Annotated in this window: 14 protein-coding genes; 5 read left to right on the forward strand and 9 right to left on the reverse strand. The window is 73.5% G+C overall.

The features are described from left to right. Window positions 1-82 precede the first annotated feature (82 nt). Window positions 83-580: a MarR family winged helix-turn-helix transcriptional regulator gene (locus tag EV371_RS03850; protein ID WP_349338616.1), complete on the reverse strand. Its 498-nt coding sequence runs from the start codon at window positions 578-580 to the stop codon at window positions 83-85. Window positions 581-672: 92 nt separating this feature from the next. On the opposite strand from EV371_RS03850, the gene EV371_RS03855 reads away from it, so the two are divergent. Together EV371_RS03855 and EV371_RS03860 are read left to right on the forward strand one after the other, a co-directional pair. Continuing rightward, window positions 673-1,620: an EamA family transporter gene (locus tag EV371_RS03855; RefSeq protein WP_130460826.1), complete on the forward strand. Its 948-nt coding sequence runs from the start codon at window positions 673-675 to the stop codon at window positions 1,618-1,620. Beyond that, on the forward strand, window positions 1,617-2,255 hold the full coding sequence (locus EV371_RS03860; protein ID WP_130460827.1) for an NAD(P)H-binding protein: 639 nt from the start codon (window positions 1,617-1,619) through the stop codon (window positions 2,253-2,255). Before EV371_RS03855 ends, EV371_RS03860 begins: the two co-directional genes overlap by 4 nt. On the opposite strand, the gene EV371_RS03865 is transcribed toward EV371_RS03860, so the two are convergent. The 5 genes from EV371_RS03865 to EV371_RS03885 all read right to left on the reverse strand — a co-directional run bounded on the left by EV371_RS03865 (window position 2,252) and on the right by EV371_RS03885 (window position 11,111). Continuing rightward, window positions 2,252-3,820, reverse strand: coding sequence for a pyridoxal-dependent decarboxylase (locus EV371_RS03865; protein WP_207230400.1), 1,569 nt, complete (start codon window positions 3,818-3,820; stop codon window positions 2,252-2,254). The two genes, EV371_RS03860 and EV371_RS03865, sit on opposite strands and share 4 nt — an antisense overlap. 126 nt (window positions 3,821-3,946) lie before the next feature. Next, on the reverse strand, window positions 3,947-5,143 hold the full coding sequence (locus EV371_RS03870; RefSeq protein WP_130460828.1) for an asparagine synthase-related protein: 1,197 nt from the start codon (window positions 5,141-5,143) through the stop codon (window positions 3,947-3,949). A 184-nt stretch (window positions 5,144-5,327) separates the two neighbouring features. Next, a complete protein-coding gene (locus EV371_RS03875) occupies window positions 5,328-7,034 on the reverse strand; it encodes a hypothetical protein (RefSeq protein WP_130460829.1) in 1,707 nt (568 codons plus the stop codon). Then, window positions 7,027-10,200, reverse strand: a complete 3,174-nt coding sequence (locus EV371_RS03880) for a bifunctional [glutamine synthetase] adenylyltransferase/[glutamine synthetase]-adenylyl-L-tyrosine phosphorylase (RefSeq protein WP_130460830.1) — start codon at window positions 10,198-10,200, stop codon at window positions 7,027-7,029. Before EV371_RS03880 ends, EV371_RS03875 begins: the two co-directional genes overlap by 8 nt. Before the next feature lie 95 nt (window positions 10,201-10,295). After that, window positions 10,296-11,111 (reverse strand): glutamine amidotransferase-related protein, encoded by an 816-nt coding sequence (locus tag EV371_RS03885; RefSeq protein ID WP_130460831.1) that lies wholly within the window; start codon window positions 11,109-11,111, stop codon window positions 10,296-10,298. A gap of 70 nt (window positions 11,112-11,181) precedes the next feature. On the opposite strand from EV371_RS03885, the gene EV371_RS03890 reads away from it, so the two are divergent. Beyond that, on the forward strand, window positions 11,182-12,111 hold the full coding sequence (locus EV371_RS03890; RefSeq protein ID WP_130460832.1) for an LD-carboxypeptidase: 930 nt from the start codon (window positions 11,182-11,184) through the stop codon (window positions 12,109-12,111). A 73-nt stretch (window positions 12,112-12,184) separates the two neighbouring features. Here EV371_RS03890 and EV371_RS03895 read toward each other — a convergent pair whose 3' ends face one another. Beyond that, window positions 12,185-12,610, reverse strand: coding sequence for a DUF350 domain-containing protein (locus EV371_RS03895; protein WP_130460833.1), 426 nt, complete (start codon window positions 12,608-12,610; stop codon window positions 12,185-12,187). A 108-nt stretch (window positions 12,611-12,718) separates the two neighbouring features. Beyond that, window positions 12,719-14,071, reverse strand: coding sequence for a type I glutamate--ammonia ligase (gene glnA / locus EV371_RS03900; protein ID WP_130460834.1), 1,353 nt, complete (start codon window positions 14,069-14,071; stop codon window positions 12,719-12,721). A gap of 300 nt (window positions 14,072-14,371) precedes the next feature. On the opposite strand from glnA, the gene EV371_RS03905 reads away from it, so the two are divergent. Both EV371_RS03905 and panB read left to right on the forward strand, forming a co-directional pair. Further along, entirely contained in the window at window positions 14,372-16,258 is a 1,887-nt protein-coding gene (locus tag EV371_RS03905) for an NAD+ synthase (protein WP_130460835.1), read from the forward strand. A 127-nt stretch (window positions 16,259-16,385) separates the two neighbouring features. Continuing rightward, the gene (gene panB / locus EV371_RS03910; RefSeq protein ID WP_486484470.1) at window positions 16,386-17,243 is read left to right on the forward strand and encodes a 3-methyl-2-oxobutanoate hydroxymethyltransferase; all 858 of its coding nucleotides are present in this window, start codon (window positions 16,386-16,388) and stop codon (window positions 17,241-17,243) included. A 99-nt stretch (window positions 17,244-17,342) separates the two neighbouring features. On the opposite strand, the gene npdG is transcribed toward panB, so the two are convergent. Then, window positions 17,343-18,041, reverse strand: coding sequence for an NADPH-dependent F420 reductase (npdG, locus tag EV371_RS03915; RefSeq protein WP_130460836.1), 699 nt, complete (start codon window positions 18,039-18,041; stop codon window positions 17,343-17,345). Window positions 18,042-18,121 lie beyond the last annotated feature (80 nt).

Genomic DNA, 18,121 nt, shown 5'->3' on the forward strand with positions numbered 1-18,121 from the left:
TGACGCCGGCAGGCTTCCCTGCGGATCAGCGGCGTCGCTGCCAGGGGTGGTCGTGCCGCGAAGCGTCGTCTCGCACCGGACGTCAAGCCTGGCTCTCATGGTGGTCGAGGAGGCCGCGGAGCAGTTCTTCGAGCTGTCGCCGCTGGCTGGCCGTCATCGTTGCGAGCAGGCGTTCCTCATTGGAGACATGGTCGTCCAGTGCCGCGTCGATGACCTCTCGCCCCCGTTGGGTGAGGGCGACCCGGATTGTGCGGCGGCTGTGCGGGTCGGGCTCACGGGTGACGAGTCCTTTGGCGACGAGCCGGTCGAGCCGGTTGGTGATCGCGCCGGATGTGACCATGGTGCTGTCGGCAAGCTGGCCCGCGGTCAGACCGCGCCCTTCGGTGTCGGCGCGCCGCAGGGTCGCCAGGATGTCGAACTCTCCCGGTTGCAGGCCGTGCTGAGAGAAGACTGTCTGTAGCTCGCGCTCGAACAGACGTGTGAGCCGAGAGAGCCGGCCGAACACCCCCATCGGGCTGACATCGACATCCGGGCGCACCCGCGCCCACTGGGCAACGATTCGGTCGACGCTGTCCTCCACCCCATACACCTCTCAACGTTGAACTGTTTGACGGCAAGCACTTTAACACCGTAGTCTCCTCAACGTTAAACAGTTCAAGGCTGAGGGGTTGTATGGACAAGCTCCGCACCACGTTGCTCACGGCGATCGCCCCGGCGACGTGGGGGACGACGTACATCGTGACGACCGAAATGTTGCCCGACGGGCATCCGCTGTTCGCCTCGCTGGTACGAGCATTGCCCGCGGGGCTGGTCGCGATCGCGCTGACCAGGGCACGACCCACGGGTGCGTGGTGGTGGAAGTCTGCCGTGCTGGGTGTACTCAACATCGGCGCGTTCTTCCCGCTGCTCTTCGTCGCCGCCTACCACCTGCCCGGCGGCGTTGCCGCCACACTCGGAGCCGCGCAACCACTTGTCGTCGCGATCCTCGTCGTCGTCATCCTGCGCGAGTCGTTCTCTGCGTGGCGCCTGTGGTGGGGAATCGTCGGGATCATCGGTGTCGCCCTGGTCGTACTGCGTTCCACCGCGACACTCGATGCGGTCGGTGTGCTCGCCGGGCTGCTGAGCGCCGTGTCCATGGGCTTCGGCGTCACTCTCACCAAGAAGTGGGGGCGAGCCGCAGGGGTGCCCGCGATGGGCCTGGCCGGATGGCAACTGACGGCGGGCGGACTGTTCCTCCTGCCCGTCACCCTGCTTGTCGAGGGCGTCCCCGTGACCATCGATGTCACCGCACTGGCCGGTTACGCGTGGCTCGGACTTGTCGGCGGGCTCCTCACCTACACGCTGTGGTTCAGCGGCATCGCCCGGCTGCCGGCCGCTTCGGTCGCCGTGCTCGGACTGCTCTCGCCACTGGTCGCCGCCGGGCTCGGAGCGCTCCTCCTGGGCCAGACCCTCGGCGTCGTGCAGATGGTCGGGTTCGCGCTTGCCCTGGCGGCGATCGCGGCAGGGCAGGTCACTCCGCGCAAGAAGACGCCCTCTCGCACCCCGAACATCACCCAGACCACGGATCCGGACACCAACCGGCCGGCGTTGCTCGCCGCGCGGACCAGGACAGGATCATGAAGATTGCGATCATCGGCGCGACAGGAATGGCAGGCTCCCGCATCGCCGCAGAAGCAGCGCGTCGAGGACACATCGTCTCCGGGTACTCACGCTCAGAAGCCAGTGCCGGACGAACCGCCCCCGGAATCACCTTGTCGACCGCTGACGCCACCGACCCGGAAGCCATGGGTCGGATCGCGGCTGAGCACGACGTCATCGTGCTGGCCACCAGACCAGCTCCTGCGACGCGAGAGGATGCCACATCCCCAGTGACCGTCGTCCTGGACGCAGCCCTTGACGCCGGGCGCCGCGTCATCGTGATCGGCGGCGCAGGCCCGCTGCGGTGCCCTGACGGCCCGGACCAGCTCGTGATCGATGACCAGCGCTTCGTTCCCGAGCAGTGGCGAAGCATCGCCCAGGCCAGCGTCGACCAGTTCAACGCCTGCGGGGCTCACGACGCGGACTGGACCTACCTGAGCCCTCCGGCGTTGCTCGGGCCCGGCACCCGCACCGGGAGCTACCGACGCGGAGGAAACCAGCTCCTCATCGACGTCAACGGAGAGTCGCGCATCTCCGCAGAGGACTTGGCCGTCGCCGCTGTGGACGAGATCGAGAACCCCCAGCTCGGTACGCGGCACTTCACCGTGGCGTACTAGGCGCGGGGTGCCGGAGCAAGCTGGGCGGTCAGCTCACGTACCACCTCGACCAGCAGGTCGATGTCGGTCTCGGTGGTCCGCCAGTTCACGATCGCCGGGCGGAGCGCGACCCGGCCGTCGTAGACGGTGGTGCCGACGAAGACCCGGCCATCGTCGAGCAGGGCCGCACCGAGCCGCCGGTTGAGGTCGTCGAGTCCGTCCGGCGGCACGTGCTCCGGAGCGGCCCGGAAGCAGACGATGCAGAGCGGCACCTCGGCCAACCGTTCCAGCTCGGGCGCCTCGTCCACTCCCCGGGCGAGGCGCTGGGCCAGGTCGAGCTGCCGCTCCACCATCGCCCGGTGGCCCTGGCGGCCGTACGCGGCCAGGGTCGCCCAGATCGGCATCGACCGCGCCCGGCGGGACGACTCCGGCCCGTGCAGCGCATAGTCCACCGGCCCCGGCTGCCCCGACCACAGTGGGCTCCCCGGCCCCGGCAGGTACGTCGTGCCGGGCATCCCGAACGCGACCGGCAACCGGGCCGGGCCGCGGAGAAAGGCGAACCCGCTCTCGTACGGCACGTTGAGCCACTTGTGCCCGTCACAGGCGATCGAGTCGGCCCGCTCGATCCCGCGCACCAGAGCGGCGGTCCGGGGCGAGAGCGCGGCGAACAAACCGAACGCGCCGTCCACATGCAACCAGGCGCCGTACCGCTCGGCGAGGTCGGCGAGGGCGTCGACCGGGTCGAAGTCGCCCGCGTTCACCTCACCGGCGTTGGCGATCAGCACCGCCGGCCCGTCCAGTTCGGCGAGGCGCCGCTCGATCGCCGGCAGGTCGATTCGGCCCACCCGGTCCCGGGCGTACACCTCGGCGGTGTCCCGGCCGTGTCCGAGCATCTGCAACGCCTTGCGTGCGCTGGCATGCAGGTAGCCGCCGGAGAGCACCGGCATCCGGGGCAGCGTGGCGAGCCCGTCCGCCGCGACGTCCACGCCGTGCCGCTCGGCCCACCAGTGCGTGGCGACGGCCAGCGAGGTGAAGTTCGCGAAGGTGGCGCTGGCGACCAGCGCCCCGCCGTACCGGTCGGGCAGCCCGAACAGTTCCCGCAGCCAGCGCAGCGCGATCGCCTCCAGCTCGGCGGCGAGTGGCGAGGAGGCCCGGAAGGCGGCGTTCTGGTCCAGCAGCGCGGCGGTCCAGTCACCGGCGAGCGCGGCCGGGGTGGCGCCGCCGATGACGAAGTGGAAGAACCGCGGTCCGGCGGAGTGGGTCGCGGCGGCGGCGCCGATCCGAAGCAGCCGCTCCAGGGCGGCCGCCGCTCCGATGCCCCGCTCCGGCAGGTCGCCGGGCGTCGTCCCGGTCGGTTGTTCACCGGCACCGGTGGACGGGTCCGAATTGGACAGTGTGGAGAGTTCGGTCAGCAGCGCCTCGGTGGCCGGCTCGTGCACCGGACGGTCGGCGAGCGAGTCCAGGTAGGGACCGGCGGCCGCGTACACCTGGCGCAGCACCTCCGCCGCCGCGTCCCGATCGTGCAACGGGTCGCCCATCCCGCTCTCCTCCGCTCCGGGCACGCCGGCCGCCGGCACGCCGTCCACCGGTCCGGTCCCCTGGCACCGGCGCGACCACGGTGACAGGGGCGGATCGCCCGGCGCTGGTCACCCTGCCACCGGCGCCACCGACGAGGACAGAGCCAATCACCCGGCGGTGGTCACCGCCGCAGCTCACCGGCCCGCCCCGCCGGAGCTGGCGGCGAGCCACACCTCCTGGACCAGTCCCGCCGTACCGCCGGGGATCGGCCACCGGGACCAGAGCCTCCGCAACGCTGCCACGTCGACGAGTTCCTCGTCGACGCCGCTGCCGTCCCAGCGCTGGACGAACCGGCGGGTCGGCCCCCGGAGGAAGGCGTCCAGGAAGCGCGCCCTCGGCCGGGGCGCGGTGACCACCTCCGGCAGCATCCCGGCGGCGATCTCGGCGACCAACTGGTCCCGGGGCGGGCAGCCGCGCCGGCCCGCCGGCCCGGTGAGGGTACCCAGGAAGTCGGGATCGAGCAGCGGATTCACCACCGTCACCCCGTGGGTGGTGCCGAGCGCGGCCAGGCTGGCACAGGTCAGCCCGAGGTCCCGCCGACGAACGTGCCAGGCGATCCGGCGGTCGAGCCGGCGGGGCTCCCCGCGCCGTTCCGCCCGGAAGGCCCGGTAGATCTCCGCCGACACCTCCGGGCGCAGCCACGGAAACATGTCCCGGCTCGACCTGTGCCCCCGGAGCGCGGTCCGAAGCTGGCCGGCGGCCCGGCGCAACCGTACCCATGGTTGACCGGACCCGGCGGTACGCCAGCCACCGAACACCTGGTCCCCACCGGCGCCGGTGAGCATGGCACCACCGGCCGCCAGCTCGACGATGGGCAGGTGCAGGTGCAGGTTCACCGGGTGCCGCAGACCGTGCCGGCGCAGCAGCCGCCCCGCCGTCGGACCGACCAGGTCCAGATCGTCGTCCGCCTGGAGGAGTTGCCAGTCCCCGATGCCCAGCGCCTGGACGATCCGATCCTGCCAGCGTGACTCGCCGGCCGGGGACACCCCGGAGAACCGCCAGGTGACCGGCACCGGGTGCGGCAGCCCCTCCCGCCGGGCCACCCGCAGCGCGACCGCGAGCACGAGCGACGAGTCCGGCCCGCCGGAGAAGCCGACCAGGCACGGCGGTCGGCGCAGCGCGGGCAGTACCGCCCGTTCGAGGGCGCCGAGCGGGGTCACCGCGCGCCCCGGGTCCGCAGCGGTCTCCGGCGGGGCCCAGCCGAGTGACCACCGTGCCGGGCCGGCTCGCTGCATGGACTGCCCGGGTAGGTGCCCGAGGACCACCCCGGAGGCGATCTCGCGTCGGGTCAGCCGCGAGGCGGGAGGTTGCGAGGCGGGAGATTTGGCCACGGGTCAGCGCTTCCCCGGCTCCTGAATGAGACTCACTAAAAGTGCCTTTCACTCAAGACGGGGAGCAAATGGACAGAAGGATGGTACCGCCACCCACTGCCGACCCCGCGCAACGACGCGGGCCGCGTGGCCTGGCCGCCAGCGGCCCACGTGCCGCTCCGCCGCGGGGCGGGCGGGGGGTCGATCAGCCCGGACAGCGCGGCCCCGCGCCGGTCAGGGCACCGCTGATCGAGTACCTGCCGGCCCGTGCCACCCGGAGCACCGTCCAGTCGCCGTACGGGGCCAGGCAGGCGTCTGGGCCCTCCACCCGCAGCCACCTCGACCAGCGCAGCCGGAGCAGGGTCTCCCCTGCCGCCGGCACGTCGACCGTCAACTCCGCCGACGTCGCCCGCACCAGCTCCACGCCCGGGGTCCCGGGCACCGGTCCCTCGGCACCGTCCGGTGGGTCGCCCCCACCCGGGGTGACCGGCCGTGACCCGATCGCCTCCACGATGGACGGCGAGCCGGCGACCGCGTACAGGGTCCAGTCCGGGTGCCGCCAGACCGGGGTCAGGTACGGCAGCCCGCCCCGGACCAGTTCCGCCTCCCGGCGGCCGACCCAAGACGGCTCCGCCCCGGCCAGCGCGACGTACCGGACACCGTTGTGCCGCAGCCAGTGCCCGTACGACTCCGCGTCGACGCTGCCGTCCAGGAAGAGCCGGTTGTGTGCCTGGTCAGCCTGGCGCAGCCAGCCCCGGGCCAGCGGCGCGGCCTCCGGGACGTACGCCGCCTCCCAGTAGTTCGCCGTCGGAATCACCTCGACCCGGCCGGGTGGCCGGCGGGCCAGCTCGGCCAGCAGCGGTGCGAAGTAGCTCCGGGACGCCGTCGGGTCCCCGGCCGCGCGCAGGTCCGCCACCGAGACCGGCGGCTCCACCACGGCGACCAACGCCATGATCGCGACCAGCACCGCTCCGGCCGCCCGCCGGGGCCACCTCCGGACCAGTCCGGCCGGCAGCGTCCCATAGCCCACCAGCACCGGCAGCGCGAACATCGCGGCCAGCCGGGTGGCGTTCAGCCCCACGGGGGTCCGGATGGCGAACGCGGCCAGCACTCCCAGCGTGGCCAGCACCGCCCCGGCCCGGACCTCCCGGCGCGGCACCAGCAGCGCCACCAGCACACTCGCCACCGCCGCCGTCACCGTGTCCGCCAGGCTGATGTTCATCCAGCCACCCGCGCCGAACACCAGCCCCAGCGCCACCGTCGGCACCCCGGCGGCCGCCACCAGCACCGGCCCGTCGAGGCTGAGGTGTAAGGAGGGGGCCCTTCTACTACCGAAAGCGATAAGCGGGGGCCCTTCCTTACCCGCGCCGGCGAGCATCACGAAGAGGCCCGCCACCGGGCTCGCCGCCCCGGCCAGCGCGGCCGCCGTCCCGGCCAGGCCCCGGCGCAGCGCCGGCCGGACGGTGCTGGTCAGCGCGAGCAGGGCGAGGAGTCCGAATGCCACCCCGATCGCGTAGGTGATCCGGCCGGAGACGAGGTTGCCGGCGATGCAGGCGGCGCCGACCATTCCGCCGAGCACCGGCCGGCGGGCGCCGGTGCGCAGCATCAGCAGCGCCAGTGCCGCCGCCGAGACCAGCAGGGCGAGCGCACCGGCCAGCCGGGGGCCGAGGGTGTCGGCACCGAGCCAGTGCATCAGCGGCGGGGTGACGATGCTGTAGCCGTACGGCGAGATTCCGGCGTACCACCCGAGGTCCAGCGGGGCAATTCCGTGCCGGCCGAAGAAGTTGGCCCGGGCGACCTGGGCGGAGAGGTCGGTGCCGAGCGGTGGGGCGAGCAGGAAGGCGACCGTCAGCACGCCGGCCAGGCCGACCGCGCCGGACAGCACCCGGATGACCCGGCGCCGGTCAGGCATTCAGCACACGCTCCGCCGCCGCCCGGGATCGTCGCGCCGTCCGCAGGTAGTGGTCCAGGAACTCGCCCGGGTCGCCGCCGCCGAGCAGGCGTACCACGCCGGCCAGCTCCACACCGTGCCGGGGCAGCTGGTCGCCGGCCCGGCCGCGTACCAGCATCAGCGCGTTGCGCACCTGGGCCGCCATGCTCCACCCGGCGGCCATCGCGGCCGCGTCGGCGCCGTCGATCACCCCGGCCTCCCGGGCGGCGGCCAGCGCGTCGAGGGTACGCGTGCAGCGCAGCTCGGGCAGTCGACCGGCGTGCCGGAGCTGGGTGAGCTGCACCGCCCACTCCACGTCGGCCAGCCCGCCCCGGCCCAGTTTGGTGTGCGTGGCCGGGTCGGCGCCCCGGGGCAGCCGTTCGGTCTCCACCCGGGCCTTGATCCGGCGGATCTCCACCACCTGCTCCCGGGCCAGTCCTCGTTCCGGATAGCGCACCGGATCGGCGACCGCCTCGAACTCGCGCCCGAGGTCGGCGTCGCCGCAGACGTGCCGGGCCCGCAGGAGTGCCTGTGCCTCCCAGACCTCGGACCAGCGGGCATAGTACTGCGCGTACGCGCCGAGGCTGCGGACCAGCGGCCCCTGCCGGCCCTCGGGGCGCAGGTCGGCGTCGACCCCGAGCGGCGGGTCGGCGGCCGGCATGGCGAGCAGCCGGCGCAGTTCCTCGGCGATCGCCCGGGCCGCCGCGCTGGCCGCGTCCTCGGCCACCCCGGGCGGGGCGTCGTAGACGAAGAGCACGTCGGCGTCGGAGAGGTAGTTCATCTCGTACCCGCCGAGCCGACCCATCCCGATCACCGCGAACCGCAGTCCGGGCATTGCCGGCCGGGTCGCCCGGGCCACCCGCAGCGCCGCCCGCAGGGTGGCGTCGGTGACGGCGGAGAGCGCCGCGCCGACGGTGAGCACATCGGAGTCGCCGACGACGCCGGCCGGGGCCGGTTCCGGGGCGACGGTCACGGCCATCCCGGTCCGACCGGCCGGGGCCAACGACCCCGCCCGGTAGAGCACGTCGGCGCAGGCGATCCGGATCAGTTCCCTGCCACGCAGCGCCCGGACCGACCGGATCGCCTCGGTCGGGTCGGCCGGCTGCGATCCCCGGCCGACGAGGTAGCGGTCGGCTGCGGCCACGAACCCGTCCCGCAACACCTCGGTGTCCCGGGGGGTCAGCTCGGTGTCGTCGGCGAGCAGCCGCAGCGCCTCCGGGTCCCGGGCCAGCAGGTCGGCGACGTAGCGGGAGACCGCCAGGGTACGGGCCAGCCGGCGGGCCACCGGCCCCCCGTCACGGAGCAGCCGCAGGTACCACGGGGTGCCGCCGAGCTTGTCGGAGACCTGGCGGTAGTTGAGCAGTCCCCGGTCCGGCTCGGGCGCGTCGGCGAACTCCTGGAGCAGCACCGGCAGCAGGGTGCGCTGGATCGCGGCCGTCCGGGTCACCCCGCCGGTCAGCGCCTCCAGGTGCCGCAGCGCCCGGGTCGGGTCGGCGAAGCCGAGGATCTCCAACCTGTTCCGAGCCGCCTCCGGGGTGAGTCGCAGCCCGTCGGCGGGGACCCGGGCGACCGCCTCCAGCAGCGGGCGGTAGAGCAGTTTGGCGTGCAGCCGGCGTACCTCGGTGGCGTGGCCGACCCAGTCGGCCCGGAACGCCTCGACGGCGTCCCGGCCGGGCAGCGCCGTGTAGCCGAGCGCGTGCGCGAGCCAGCGCAGTGCCGGCCGGTCCGCCGGCACGGTGTGGGTACGCCGCAGCGCCTGCAACTGGAGCCGGTGCTCGACCCCGCGCAGAAAGCGGTACCCGCGCAGCAGCGCCTCGCCGTCGGCCCGCCCCACGTAGCCGCCGGCAACCAGGGCCCGCAGTGCCGGGATGGTGCCGGGGGCGCGCAGCGACTCGTCGCCCCGGCCGTGCACCAGTTGCAGGAGCTGCACCGCGAACTCGATGTCCCGCAGCCCGCCCGGCCCACGCTTGATCTCCCGCTCCAGCTCGCGGGGCGGTATGTTGTCGATGATCTTGCGGCGCATCGCCCGGACGTCCTCGACCGCCTCCGGCCGTTCGGCGGCCTGCCAGACCAGCGGGGCGAGCGCGTCGATCCACTCCTGGGCCAGCGCGACGTCGCCGGCCGCCGGGCGGGCCTTGAGCAGCGCCTGGAACTCCCAGGTCCGGGCCCAGCGGCGGTAGTAGGCGAGGTGGCTGGCGAGGGTACGCACCAGCGGCCCCCGGTTGCCCTCCGGCCGCAGCGCGGCGTCCACCGGCCAGGCCACCAGCCCGCAGATCTCGATGATCCGGGTCGCCACCCGGGTGGCGGCCGGCAGGTCCTCGTCGGTGGCGGCCACGAAGATCACGTCGACGTCGGAGACGTAGTTCAGCTCGTTGCCGCCGCACTTGCCCATCGCCACCACCGCCAGCCGGGGCGCCTTACCCGCCGGCAGCTCGCCGACCGCGATACCGTACGCGTCGGCCAGGGTGGCGTCGGCGAGCGCCGACAGCGCCGCCATGGTCTGCTCCAGGCCGCGCCCGCCGGTCAGGTCGGCCGCCGCGATCCGCAGCAGGGCCAGCCGGTACGCCCGGCGCAGCGCCGCCACCACCGGCAGCGGGTCCGGTCCGCCGCCGGGATCGGCGCGATCCCGATGCAGCAGTCCGTCGGCGTCCGGTGGCAGTCCGTCGACCCCGGTACGCAGTGCCCGCCACTGCTCCGGGTGGGCCACCAGGTGGTCGCCGAGCGCGGACGAGGCGCCCAGCACGGCGAGCAGCCGGCGACGCAGCCCCGAATCGGTGTGCAGGGCGGCGAGCAGGCTCCCCCCTCCGTCGCCCGTGTCGTCGCCGGTGTCGCCAAGCGCGCTGTCGGCGCCCCTGCCGCCAGCCGCGCCGGCACGCCTCGCCGGGGGCGCGATGCGGCGTTCCGCCTCGACGATCCGGTGGAGTTGGCGCAGGGCCAGGTCCGGGTCGGCGGCCCGGGAAAGCGCGGTGAGCAGCTCGCCGGCCGGCTCGTCCACCGGCTCCTGGGTGTCGACGTCCCACAGCCCGAGCCCGTCCGGCCCGAGCAGGTCGGCAGCGCGGCCCACCCCGTCGCCGCCAACCCGTTCCCGGTCGCCCACCCCGAAGCCGTACCGGGCGAGCCGGCCGGTCGCGCTGATCGGTCTGCTCATCGGCGGCCGCCTCCCGTGTCGGTCGTCGACGACCACACCGGAGTCCGTCGTGTCGATCGGGGGCGGTCTCCCGGGTCCGTCATCGGCGGCGGCTCCTAGTGCCCGAGCAGCGGCAGGGTGGGCCGGGGCGGGACGTCGTCGAGCCGGCCCTGGGCCAGGGCCGCGAACCGGGCCGCGAACGGCTGCCACACCTCTTCCACGTCGGCCAGCACCTCGGCACAGGCGGCCACCACCAGCTCCGGGTCGTAGCCCAGCTCGGCCAGCGTCGCCGAGTCGGTCGCCCAGTCGGCGATCATCGCGGCGTCGCACTCGATGTGGAACTGGAGGCCCCAGGCCCGGTCACCGAGCCGGAACGCCTGGTGCGGATAGCGGGTCGAGGCGGCCAGCAGGGTCGCGCCCTGCGGCAGCTCGGTGATCTCGTCGACGTGCCACTGGAACACGTCCGGGATCATCGGCACGTACCGGAAGAGCGGATCGTGCTCGGCCGCGTCGCGCTTGCCGACCACGCTGGGCCCGACCTCCGGCCCGGCCGCGCTCCGCTGCACCGTACCGGCGTGCGCGGTGGCCAGCAGTTGGGCGCCGAGGCAGATCGCCAGGGTCGGCACCCGGTGCCGGACCGCCTTGCGGAGCAGCCCCTCCAGGGCGGGGAACCAGGGCGCCCCGGGGGTGCCGTCGGGTGCCGGGTACGGATGCTGGTAGCCGCCGAGGACCACGAGAGCGGCGTACCCGGTCAGGTCGTCGGGCAGCGGGTCCCCGGCGTGCGGCCGGAGCACCGCCAGGTCGAGTCCGGCCTCGGTGAGCCACTCCCCCAGCCGGCGGACGTCGTCCGTCGGGTCGTTCTCGATCACCAGCGCGGTGGCGGTGCCGCCCGTGCTGCCGGTGTCGCTCTCGGTTCCGGTCTCGGTTGCCACGGTGTCGAGGCTATCCGGTGCGCCCGACCGCCACCGATAGGCTCGGGGCCGAGCGGAGCGAGGAGGCGAGGTGGCCGACGATCAGGCGGTGCGACCACCGGCGCTGCGGCCCGGTGACACGGTGCTGCTGGTGTCGCCGTCCGGGCCGACCCGGGCGGACCGGGTCGCCCGCGGCGTGGAACTGCTCACCGGTTGGGGCCTTCGTCCGGTCCTCGCCCCGAACGCGTACGCCCGGCGCGGCTACCTCGCCGGGGACGACGCGCTGCGCGCCGCCGACCTGAACGCGGCCTTCGCCGACCCGGCGGTACGCGGCGTGCTCTGCACCCGGGGCGGCTACGGCGCGCAGCGGGTGGTCGACGCGATCGACATGTCGGCGGTGCGCCGCGACCCGAAGGTGGTGGCCGGGTTCTCCGACATCACCGCGCTGCAACTCGCGCTCTGGCGCGGCGCCCGGCTGGCCACCGTGCACGGCCCGGGAGCGGCCTGGCTGGACGAGCGCACCCCACCGGTCTCGGCCGAGTCGCTGCGCGCCGCGCTGATGTGCCCCGAGCCGGTGGTGGTGCACCGGCTGCCGACCGAGGAGACCGCGAGCGTGCTGGTTCCCGGTAGGGCCACCGGCCGGCTGCTCGGCGGCAACCTCTGCCTGCTCACACACTCCCTCGGCACCCCCGACATGCCGGACCTGACCGGGGCGGTCCTGCTGGTCGAGGATGTCGGGGAGCCGCCGTACAAGATCGACCGGATGCTCACCCACCTGCGCCGCACCGGGGCGCTGGCCGGGGTGGCCGGGGTGGCGGTCGGCCAGTTCACCGACTGCGCGGACGGCTGGGCGGTCGGGGTGGCCGAGGTGCTGGCCGAACGCCTCGGCGACCTGGGCGTGCCGGTGCTCGGCGGGCTGCCGATCGGGCACGGGGTCGGGCAGCTCACCGTGCCGGTCGGCGTACCGGCGACGCTGGATGCGGACGCCGGCACCCTGACGGTCTCCCCCGCCGTACGCTGAGCCCGGAACTCCCGGGTGGGTCCTCGACGCCACCAGCCGGGGATGGAAGGACCGGGTCGAGCAGCGGGGTGAGTCAGGCGATGCTGGCGCAGACGATGAGCGCGGCGCCGAAGTGGGTGGCGGCGCTGACCCGGGCGGCGGGGTGCGGCTCGTCGGCGCAGATCACCTCGCCGAGCTTGCCGGGCGTGAGCCAGTCGAGCACCAGGAAGCCGAGCGCCATGACCCCGAGGCCGATCAGTCCGAACAGGACGGTCGAGGCGAGCCCTTTGGTGAAGTCGCTGTAGCTGGTCAGGATCGCGGTGAAGACGATGGCGGCGATGCCGAGTTGGTTGGCGAGCAGCAACAGCGCCGCGTTGCCGTTGCGGCGTGCCCAGATCAGCTCGCGCAGCCGGCCCGGGGTGAGCAGGTCGACAAGCCCGAAACCCGCGGCCATCAAGGCGATGCCGACCACGCCGAACACGATGCTCTGCCAGGCTCCCACGAGCAGGTCCTCGACCACCGTCTGTCTCCGATCGGGTGTGGGCGGCCGTACGAGGGGGCCGCGTCGTCAGGGACGATAACGCGGCCCGACAAGCGCGGCTGACCGATACCCCGGAGCAGCGCCCGGCTAGAGCAGACCCAGGTAGCGCTGCCGCTCGTACGGGGTGACCTCGCGGCGGTACTGCTCCCACTCGGCGCGCTTGTTGCGCAGGAAGAAGTCGAAGACGTGCTCGCCGAGCACCTCGGCGACCAGCTCCGAGCCGGCCATCACGTCGATCGCCTCGGCGAGGTTCTCCGGCAGCGACTCGTAACCCACCGCCTTGCGCTCGGCGTTGGAGAGCGCCCAGACGTCGTCCTCGGCCCCCGGCGGCAGCTCGTAGCCCTCCTCGATGCCCTTGAGCCCGGCGCCGAGCAACACCGCGAAGGCGAGGTAGGGGTTGGTGGCCGAGTCCGGCGAGCGGATCTCCACCCGGGCCGAGTTCGGCTTGCCGTACGCGGGCACCCGAACCAGCGCGGAGCGGTTCAGGTGCCCCCAGCAGACGTACGCCGGGGACTCGGTGATCCGGTCCGGCAGCGCCTGCGGGAAGAGCCGCTTGTAGGAGTTGACCCACTGGTTGGTGACCGCGGTGTATTCGCGGGCGTGCACCAGCAGCCCGGCGATGAAGGCGCGGCCGACCTTGGAGAGCTTCATCGGGTCGCTGGCGTCGTGGAACGCGTTCCGCTCCCCCTCGAACAGCGACAGGTGGGTGTGCATCCCGCTGCCGGGCTGGTCGGTGAAGGGCTTCGGCATGAAGCTGGCCCGTACCCCGGTGGAGAGCGCGACCTCCTTGACCATGTGCCGGAAGGTCATGATGTTGTCGGCCGTGGTGAGCGCGTCGGCGTAGCGCAGGTCGATCTCCTGCTGGCCGGGCGCGACCTCGTGGTGGCTGTACTCCACCGAGATGCCGATCCGCTCCAACGCCAGTACCGCCTGCCGGCGGAAGTCCCGGGCCACCGCGTGGGTGGTGTGCTCGAAGTAGCCGCCGTCGTCGACCGGGATCGGCAGCGAGCCGTCGTTGGGGCCGTTCTCCAGCAGGAAGAACTCGATCTCGGGGTGGGTGTAGAAGGTGAAGCCCTTCTCGGCGGCCCGGGACAGCGCCCGGCGCAGCACGTGCCGCGGGTCCGCCCAGGACGGGCTGCCGTCGGGGAGCAGGATGTCGCAGAACATCCGGGCGCTCTCGCCACTGACCCCGCCCTCGAAGGGGAAGACCTGGAAGGTGGTCGGGTCGGGCATCGCCACCATGTCCGACTCGAAGACCCGGGCGAAGCCCTCGATGGCGGAGCCGTCGAAGCCGATCCCCTCGTCGAAGGCCGCCTCCAGCTCGGCGGGGGCCACCGAGACGCTCTTCAGCGTGCCGAGCACGTCGGTGAACCACAACCGGACGAAACGAATGTCACGCTCTTCCAGCGTGCGGAGCACGAACTCCTGCTGACGGTCCACCGCTACCCCTCGCACACTATGTTCGGACCGGCCCAGCCGGCGCACGGCCTGACGGTCCAGTCTTCACCGGTTCCGTTACGCCGACGTTACGGGAACTAGATCGGAACCGATGCGTGGGCTGGCACGGCCTGCGTACTTACCGGGCGTTCGCCCCAAACATAACCCCCGGACCGGCTCCGGCGTCCACCGGGCGGTTCCCGGCGCGGCGGACCGACCGGACGGCGCCCCGCGCGCCCGAGCCGACCGGACGGCTCCCTGCGCGCCCGAGCCGAACCGGACCGGCTGCGGCAAGATGGGGGCATGCCGACCTTGCGCATCGCCCTGGCCCAGGTCAACCCCACCGTCGGCGACGTCGCCGGCAACTCGGCCCTGATCCGCGCGCGGTCCCGGGAGGCTGCCGGAGCCGGCGCGCACCTCGTGGTCTTCCCGGAGATGGCGCTCACCGGGTACCCGGTCGAGGACCTGGTCTTCCGGGACTCCTTCGTCGCCGCCTCCCGGTCCACCCTCGACCGGCTCGCCGCCGACCTCGCCGCCGACGGGCTCGGCGGGCTGCCGGTGCTGGTCGGCTACCTCGACTCCGACGGCCCGGCCAGCGCCAACGCCGAGGCCACCCCGGCCCGGGGGCCGCGCAACGCCCTCGCCGTCCTGCACGACGGGCGGACCGTCGCCCGCTACTTCAAGCACCACCTGCCGAACTACGGGGTCTTCGACGAGGACCGCTACTTCGTGCCGGGCGACACCCTGACGGTGGTCCGGATCGGCGGGGTCGACGTCGCGCTGACCATCTGCGAGGACCTGTGGCAGGCCGGCGGCCCGTTCACGGTCGCCCGCCGCGCCGGGGTCGGGCTGGTCGTCACCATCAACGGTTCGCCGTACGAGCTGAACAAGGACGACGTACGCCTGCCGCTGGTCCGCCGCCGAGCCGCCGAGGCCGAGGCGACGGTCGCGTACGTCAACCTGGTCGGCGGCCAGGACGAGTTGGTCTTCGACGGCGACTCGATGATCGTCGCGTCCGACGGCACCCTGCTGGCCCGCGCCCCGCAGTTCGTCGAGCACCTGCTGCTGCACGACCTCGACCTGCCCGCCGGCCGAATCGACCCGTCCGGCGCCGAGCCGGCACAGTCGGTGCCGGCCGGCGCCCGGGAGGACGTGGCCGCCGCCACGGAGGACACGGCCGGCGCCCGGGAGGACGTGACCGGCGTCCCGGAGGACACGGCCGGCGCCCGGGAGGACAGAGCCGCGGCCCGGGACGAGATGGCCGTCGTCCGGGTCCGGGTCAGCGACGGACTGCCCGCCCCGACCGGGCCCCGGGTCACCGGCGGCGTCACCCAGCCGGTTGTCGACGAGGGCGAGGTGTGGCAGGCCCTGGTGCTGGGGCTGCGCGACTACACCGACAAGAACGGCTTCCGCTCGGTGGTGCTCGGCCTCTCCGGCGGCATCGACTCGGCGCTGGTCGCCACGATCGCGGTGGACGCGCTCGGCCCGGAGCGGGTGGTCGGGGTCTCGATGCCGAGCCAGCACTCGTCGGAACACTCCCGGGACGACGCCGCCGAACTGGCCCAGCGGACCGGGCTGGACTACCGGGTCGAGCCGATCCAGCCGATGGTCGACGGCTTCCTGGCCAACCTGTCGCTGCACGGGATGTCGGTGGAGAACCTCCAGGCCCGGGTACGCGGGGTGCTGCTGATGGCGCTGTCGAACCAGGAGGGCCACCTCGTGCTCACCACCGGCAACAAGAGCGAACTCGCGGTCGGCTACTCCACCCTCTACGGCGACTCGGTCGGCGGCTTCAATCCGCTCAAGGACGTCTGGAAGAGCCTGGTCTGGAAGCTGGCGAACTGGCGCAACGCGGAGGCGGTCCGGCGCGGCGAGACGCCGCCGATCCCGGAGAACTCGATCCGGAAGCCGCCGAGCGCCGAGCTGAGCCCCGGCCAGCTCGACACCGACACCCTGCCGGACTACTCGATCCTGGACGCGATCCTGGTCGGCTACGTCGACGGAGACCAGGGCCGGGACGACCTGGTCGCGGCCGGGCACGACCCGGAGGTGGTGGACAAGGTGCTCCGGATGGTGGACATCGCCGAATACAAGCGGCGGCAGTCCGCACCCGGCCCGAAGATCTCCATGAAGGCGTTCGGGCGGGATCGCCGGCTGCCGATCACCAACCGGTGGCGTGAGCGCCCCTGACCGGCCCGGAACCAGTCTCCCGGTGTGAGAACCTGCACTCTTCCCTGCCGTCGCCGCCCACGGCGGTGGGACGATCGGCAGTGACCCGGGGACCGCGAACGCGGCCTCGAGGCGAGAGGAGACAGCGATGTCCGAACACCAGATGGCGTCCGCCCCGGCCGAGGTGGCGACGCTGTACGGCGGTCCGGCGACCCGGCGGGTACGCGCCCGCGACCTGGTAGCCGCCAAGGAGCGCGGCGAGCGGTGGCCGATGCTCACCTCGTACGACCAGTACACCGCCGCGATCTTCGACCAGGCCGGGATTCCGGTACTGCTGGTCGGCGACTCGGCGGCGAACAACGTCTTCGGCTACCCCACGACCCTGCCGGTCACCGTCGACGATTTGCTTCCGCTGGTGCGCGCGGTGGTGGGCGCCACCAGCTACCCGCTGGTCGTCGGCGACCTCCCGTTCGGTTCGTACGAGGAGGGGCCGGCCCAGGCGCTGCGCACCGCCGTACGGTTCATGAAGGAGGGCGGCTGCCACGCGGTCAAGCTGGAGGGCGGCCGGCAGGTGGCGGAGCAGATCCGGGCGATCACCGGGGCCGGCGTGCCGGTGATGGCGCACATCGGGTTCACCCCGCAACGGGAGCACGCCATCGGCGGCTACCGGGTGCAGGGCCGGGGCGAGGCCGCCGACGACGTGCTGGCGGACGCCCTCGCGGTCGCCGAGGCGGGAGCCTTCTCGGTCGTCCTGGAGATGGTGCCGGGCGAGGTGGCCAAGCGGGTCACGCACGAGCTGGCGATTCCCACCATCGGGATCGGGGCCGGCCCGGACACCGACGCCCAGGTGCTGGTCTGGCAGGACATGGCCGGGCTGCGGTCCGGCCGGCTGCCCCGGTTCGTGAAGCGCTACGCGGACCTGCACGGCACGCTCACCGAGGCGACCCGGCGGTTCGCCGCCGATGTGCGGGACGGCGAGTTCCCCACCGACGAGCACACCTTCTGATCCACCCTTCCGGTCCCCGACGATCCCGACCGGTCGGGAGGGCCGCCGCCGTGGTGGTGGTCCTCCCGGCGGGCCGGAGCCGGCCCCGCCGCCGCGCTCTCAGACGTCGGTGACCCGGATCCCGGCGTGCGCCTTGTAGCGCCGGTTGATCGCGATCAGGTTGGCGGTGAACGCCTCGATCTGGTGCGCGTTGCGCAGCCGCCCGGCGTAGACGCCGCGCATGCCGGGGATCCGCGCGGCCAGCGCGCCGACCAGCCCCACCAGCTCGCGTTCCTCGGTGCAGATCAGCACGTCGAGCTCGATCCGGTCGACCTCCGGGTCGGCCAGCAGTGGCGCGCTGACGTGGTTGAAGGCGGCGCAGACCCGGGAGTCCGGCAGCAGCGCCGCCGCCTGCTGCACGGCGCTACCCTCCTCGACCCGCAGCGGGTACGGCCCCTGCCGGTCGAAGCCGAGCGGGTTGACGCAGTCGACGACCACCTTGCCGGCCAGCGCCTCGCGCAGCCCGGCGACGGTGTCCCGGTGTCCCTCCCAGGGCACCGCGATGATGACCACGTCCGAGCGGCCCGCCACCTCGGCGTTGTCGCCGCCGGCGATCGACGCGTCGGCCGGCATTCCGGGCAGGGTACGGAGTTCGGCCGCCATCTGCTCCGCCCGGCCCGCCGAGCGGGAGCCGACGAGCACCGGCTGCCCCGCCCGGGCCAGCCGGTAGGCCAGTCCCCGTCCCTGGTCGCCCGTGCCGCCGATGATGCCGACGGTGAGTCCGGTGACGTCCGGCAGCACGCTCGCGTCATATGCCATGCCGGAATCCTCGCAGACCGCCCGGCCCGTCGGCGGTGCCGGGCCGGGCGGCGTGAGGTACCCGGGGATTGTCACCGCAC

The organism is Plantactinospora sp. CNZ321 (assembly GCF_004217235.1).

Bases quoted from the DNA above. Each gene is read 5' to 3' on its own strand.
- EV371_RS03855 (WP_130460826.1), top strand. From the start codon at position 673: ATGGACAAGCTCCGCACCACGTTGCTCACGGCGATCGCCCCGGCGACG.
- EV371_RS03860 (WP_130460827.1), top strand. From the start codon at position 1,617: ATGAAGATTGCGATCATCGGCGCGACAGGAATGGCAGGCTCCCGCATC.
- EV371_RS03875 (WP_130460829.1), bottom strand. From the start codon at position 7,034: ATGCCTGACCGGCGCCGGGTCATCCGGGTGCTGTCCGGCGCGGTCGGC.
- EV371_RS03880 (WP_130460830.1), bottom strand. From the start codon at position 10,200: ATGAGCAGACCGATCAGCGCGACCGGCCGGCTCGCCCGGTACGGCTTC.
- EV371_RS03905 (WP_130460835.1), top strand. From the start codon at position 14,372: ATGCCGACCTTGCGCATCGCCCTGGCCCAGGTCAACCCCACCGTCGGC.
- panB (WP_486484470.1), top strand. From the start codon at position 16,386: ATGTCCGAACACCAGATGGCGTCCGCCCCGGCCGAGGTGGCGACGCTG.
- npdG (WP_130460836.1), bottom strand. From the start codon at position 18,041: ATGGCATATGACGCGAGCGTGCTGCCGGACGTCACCGGACTCACCGTC.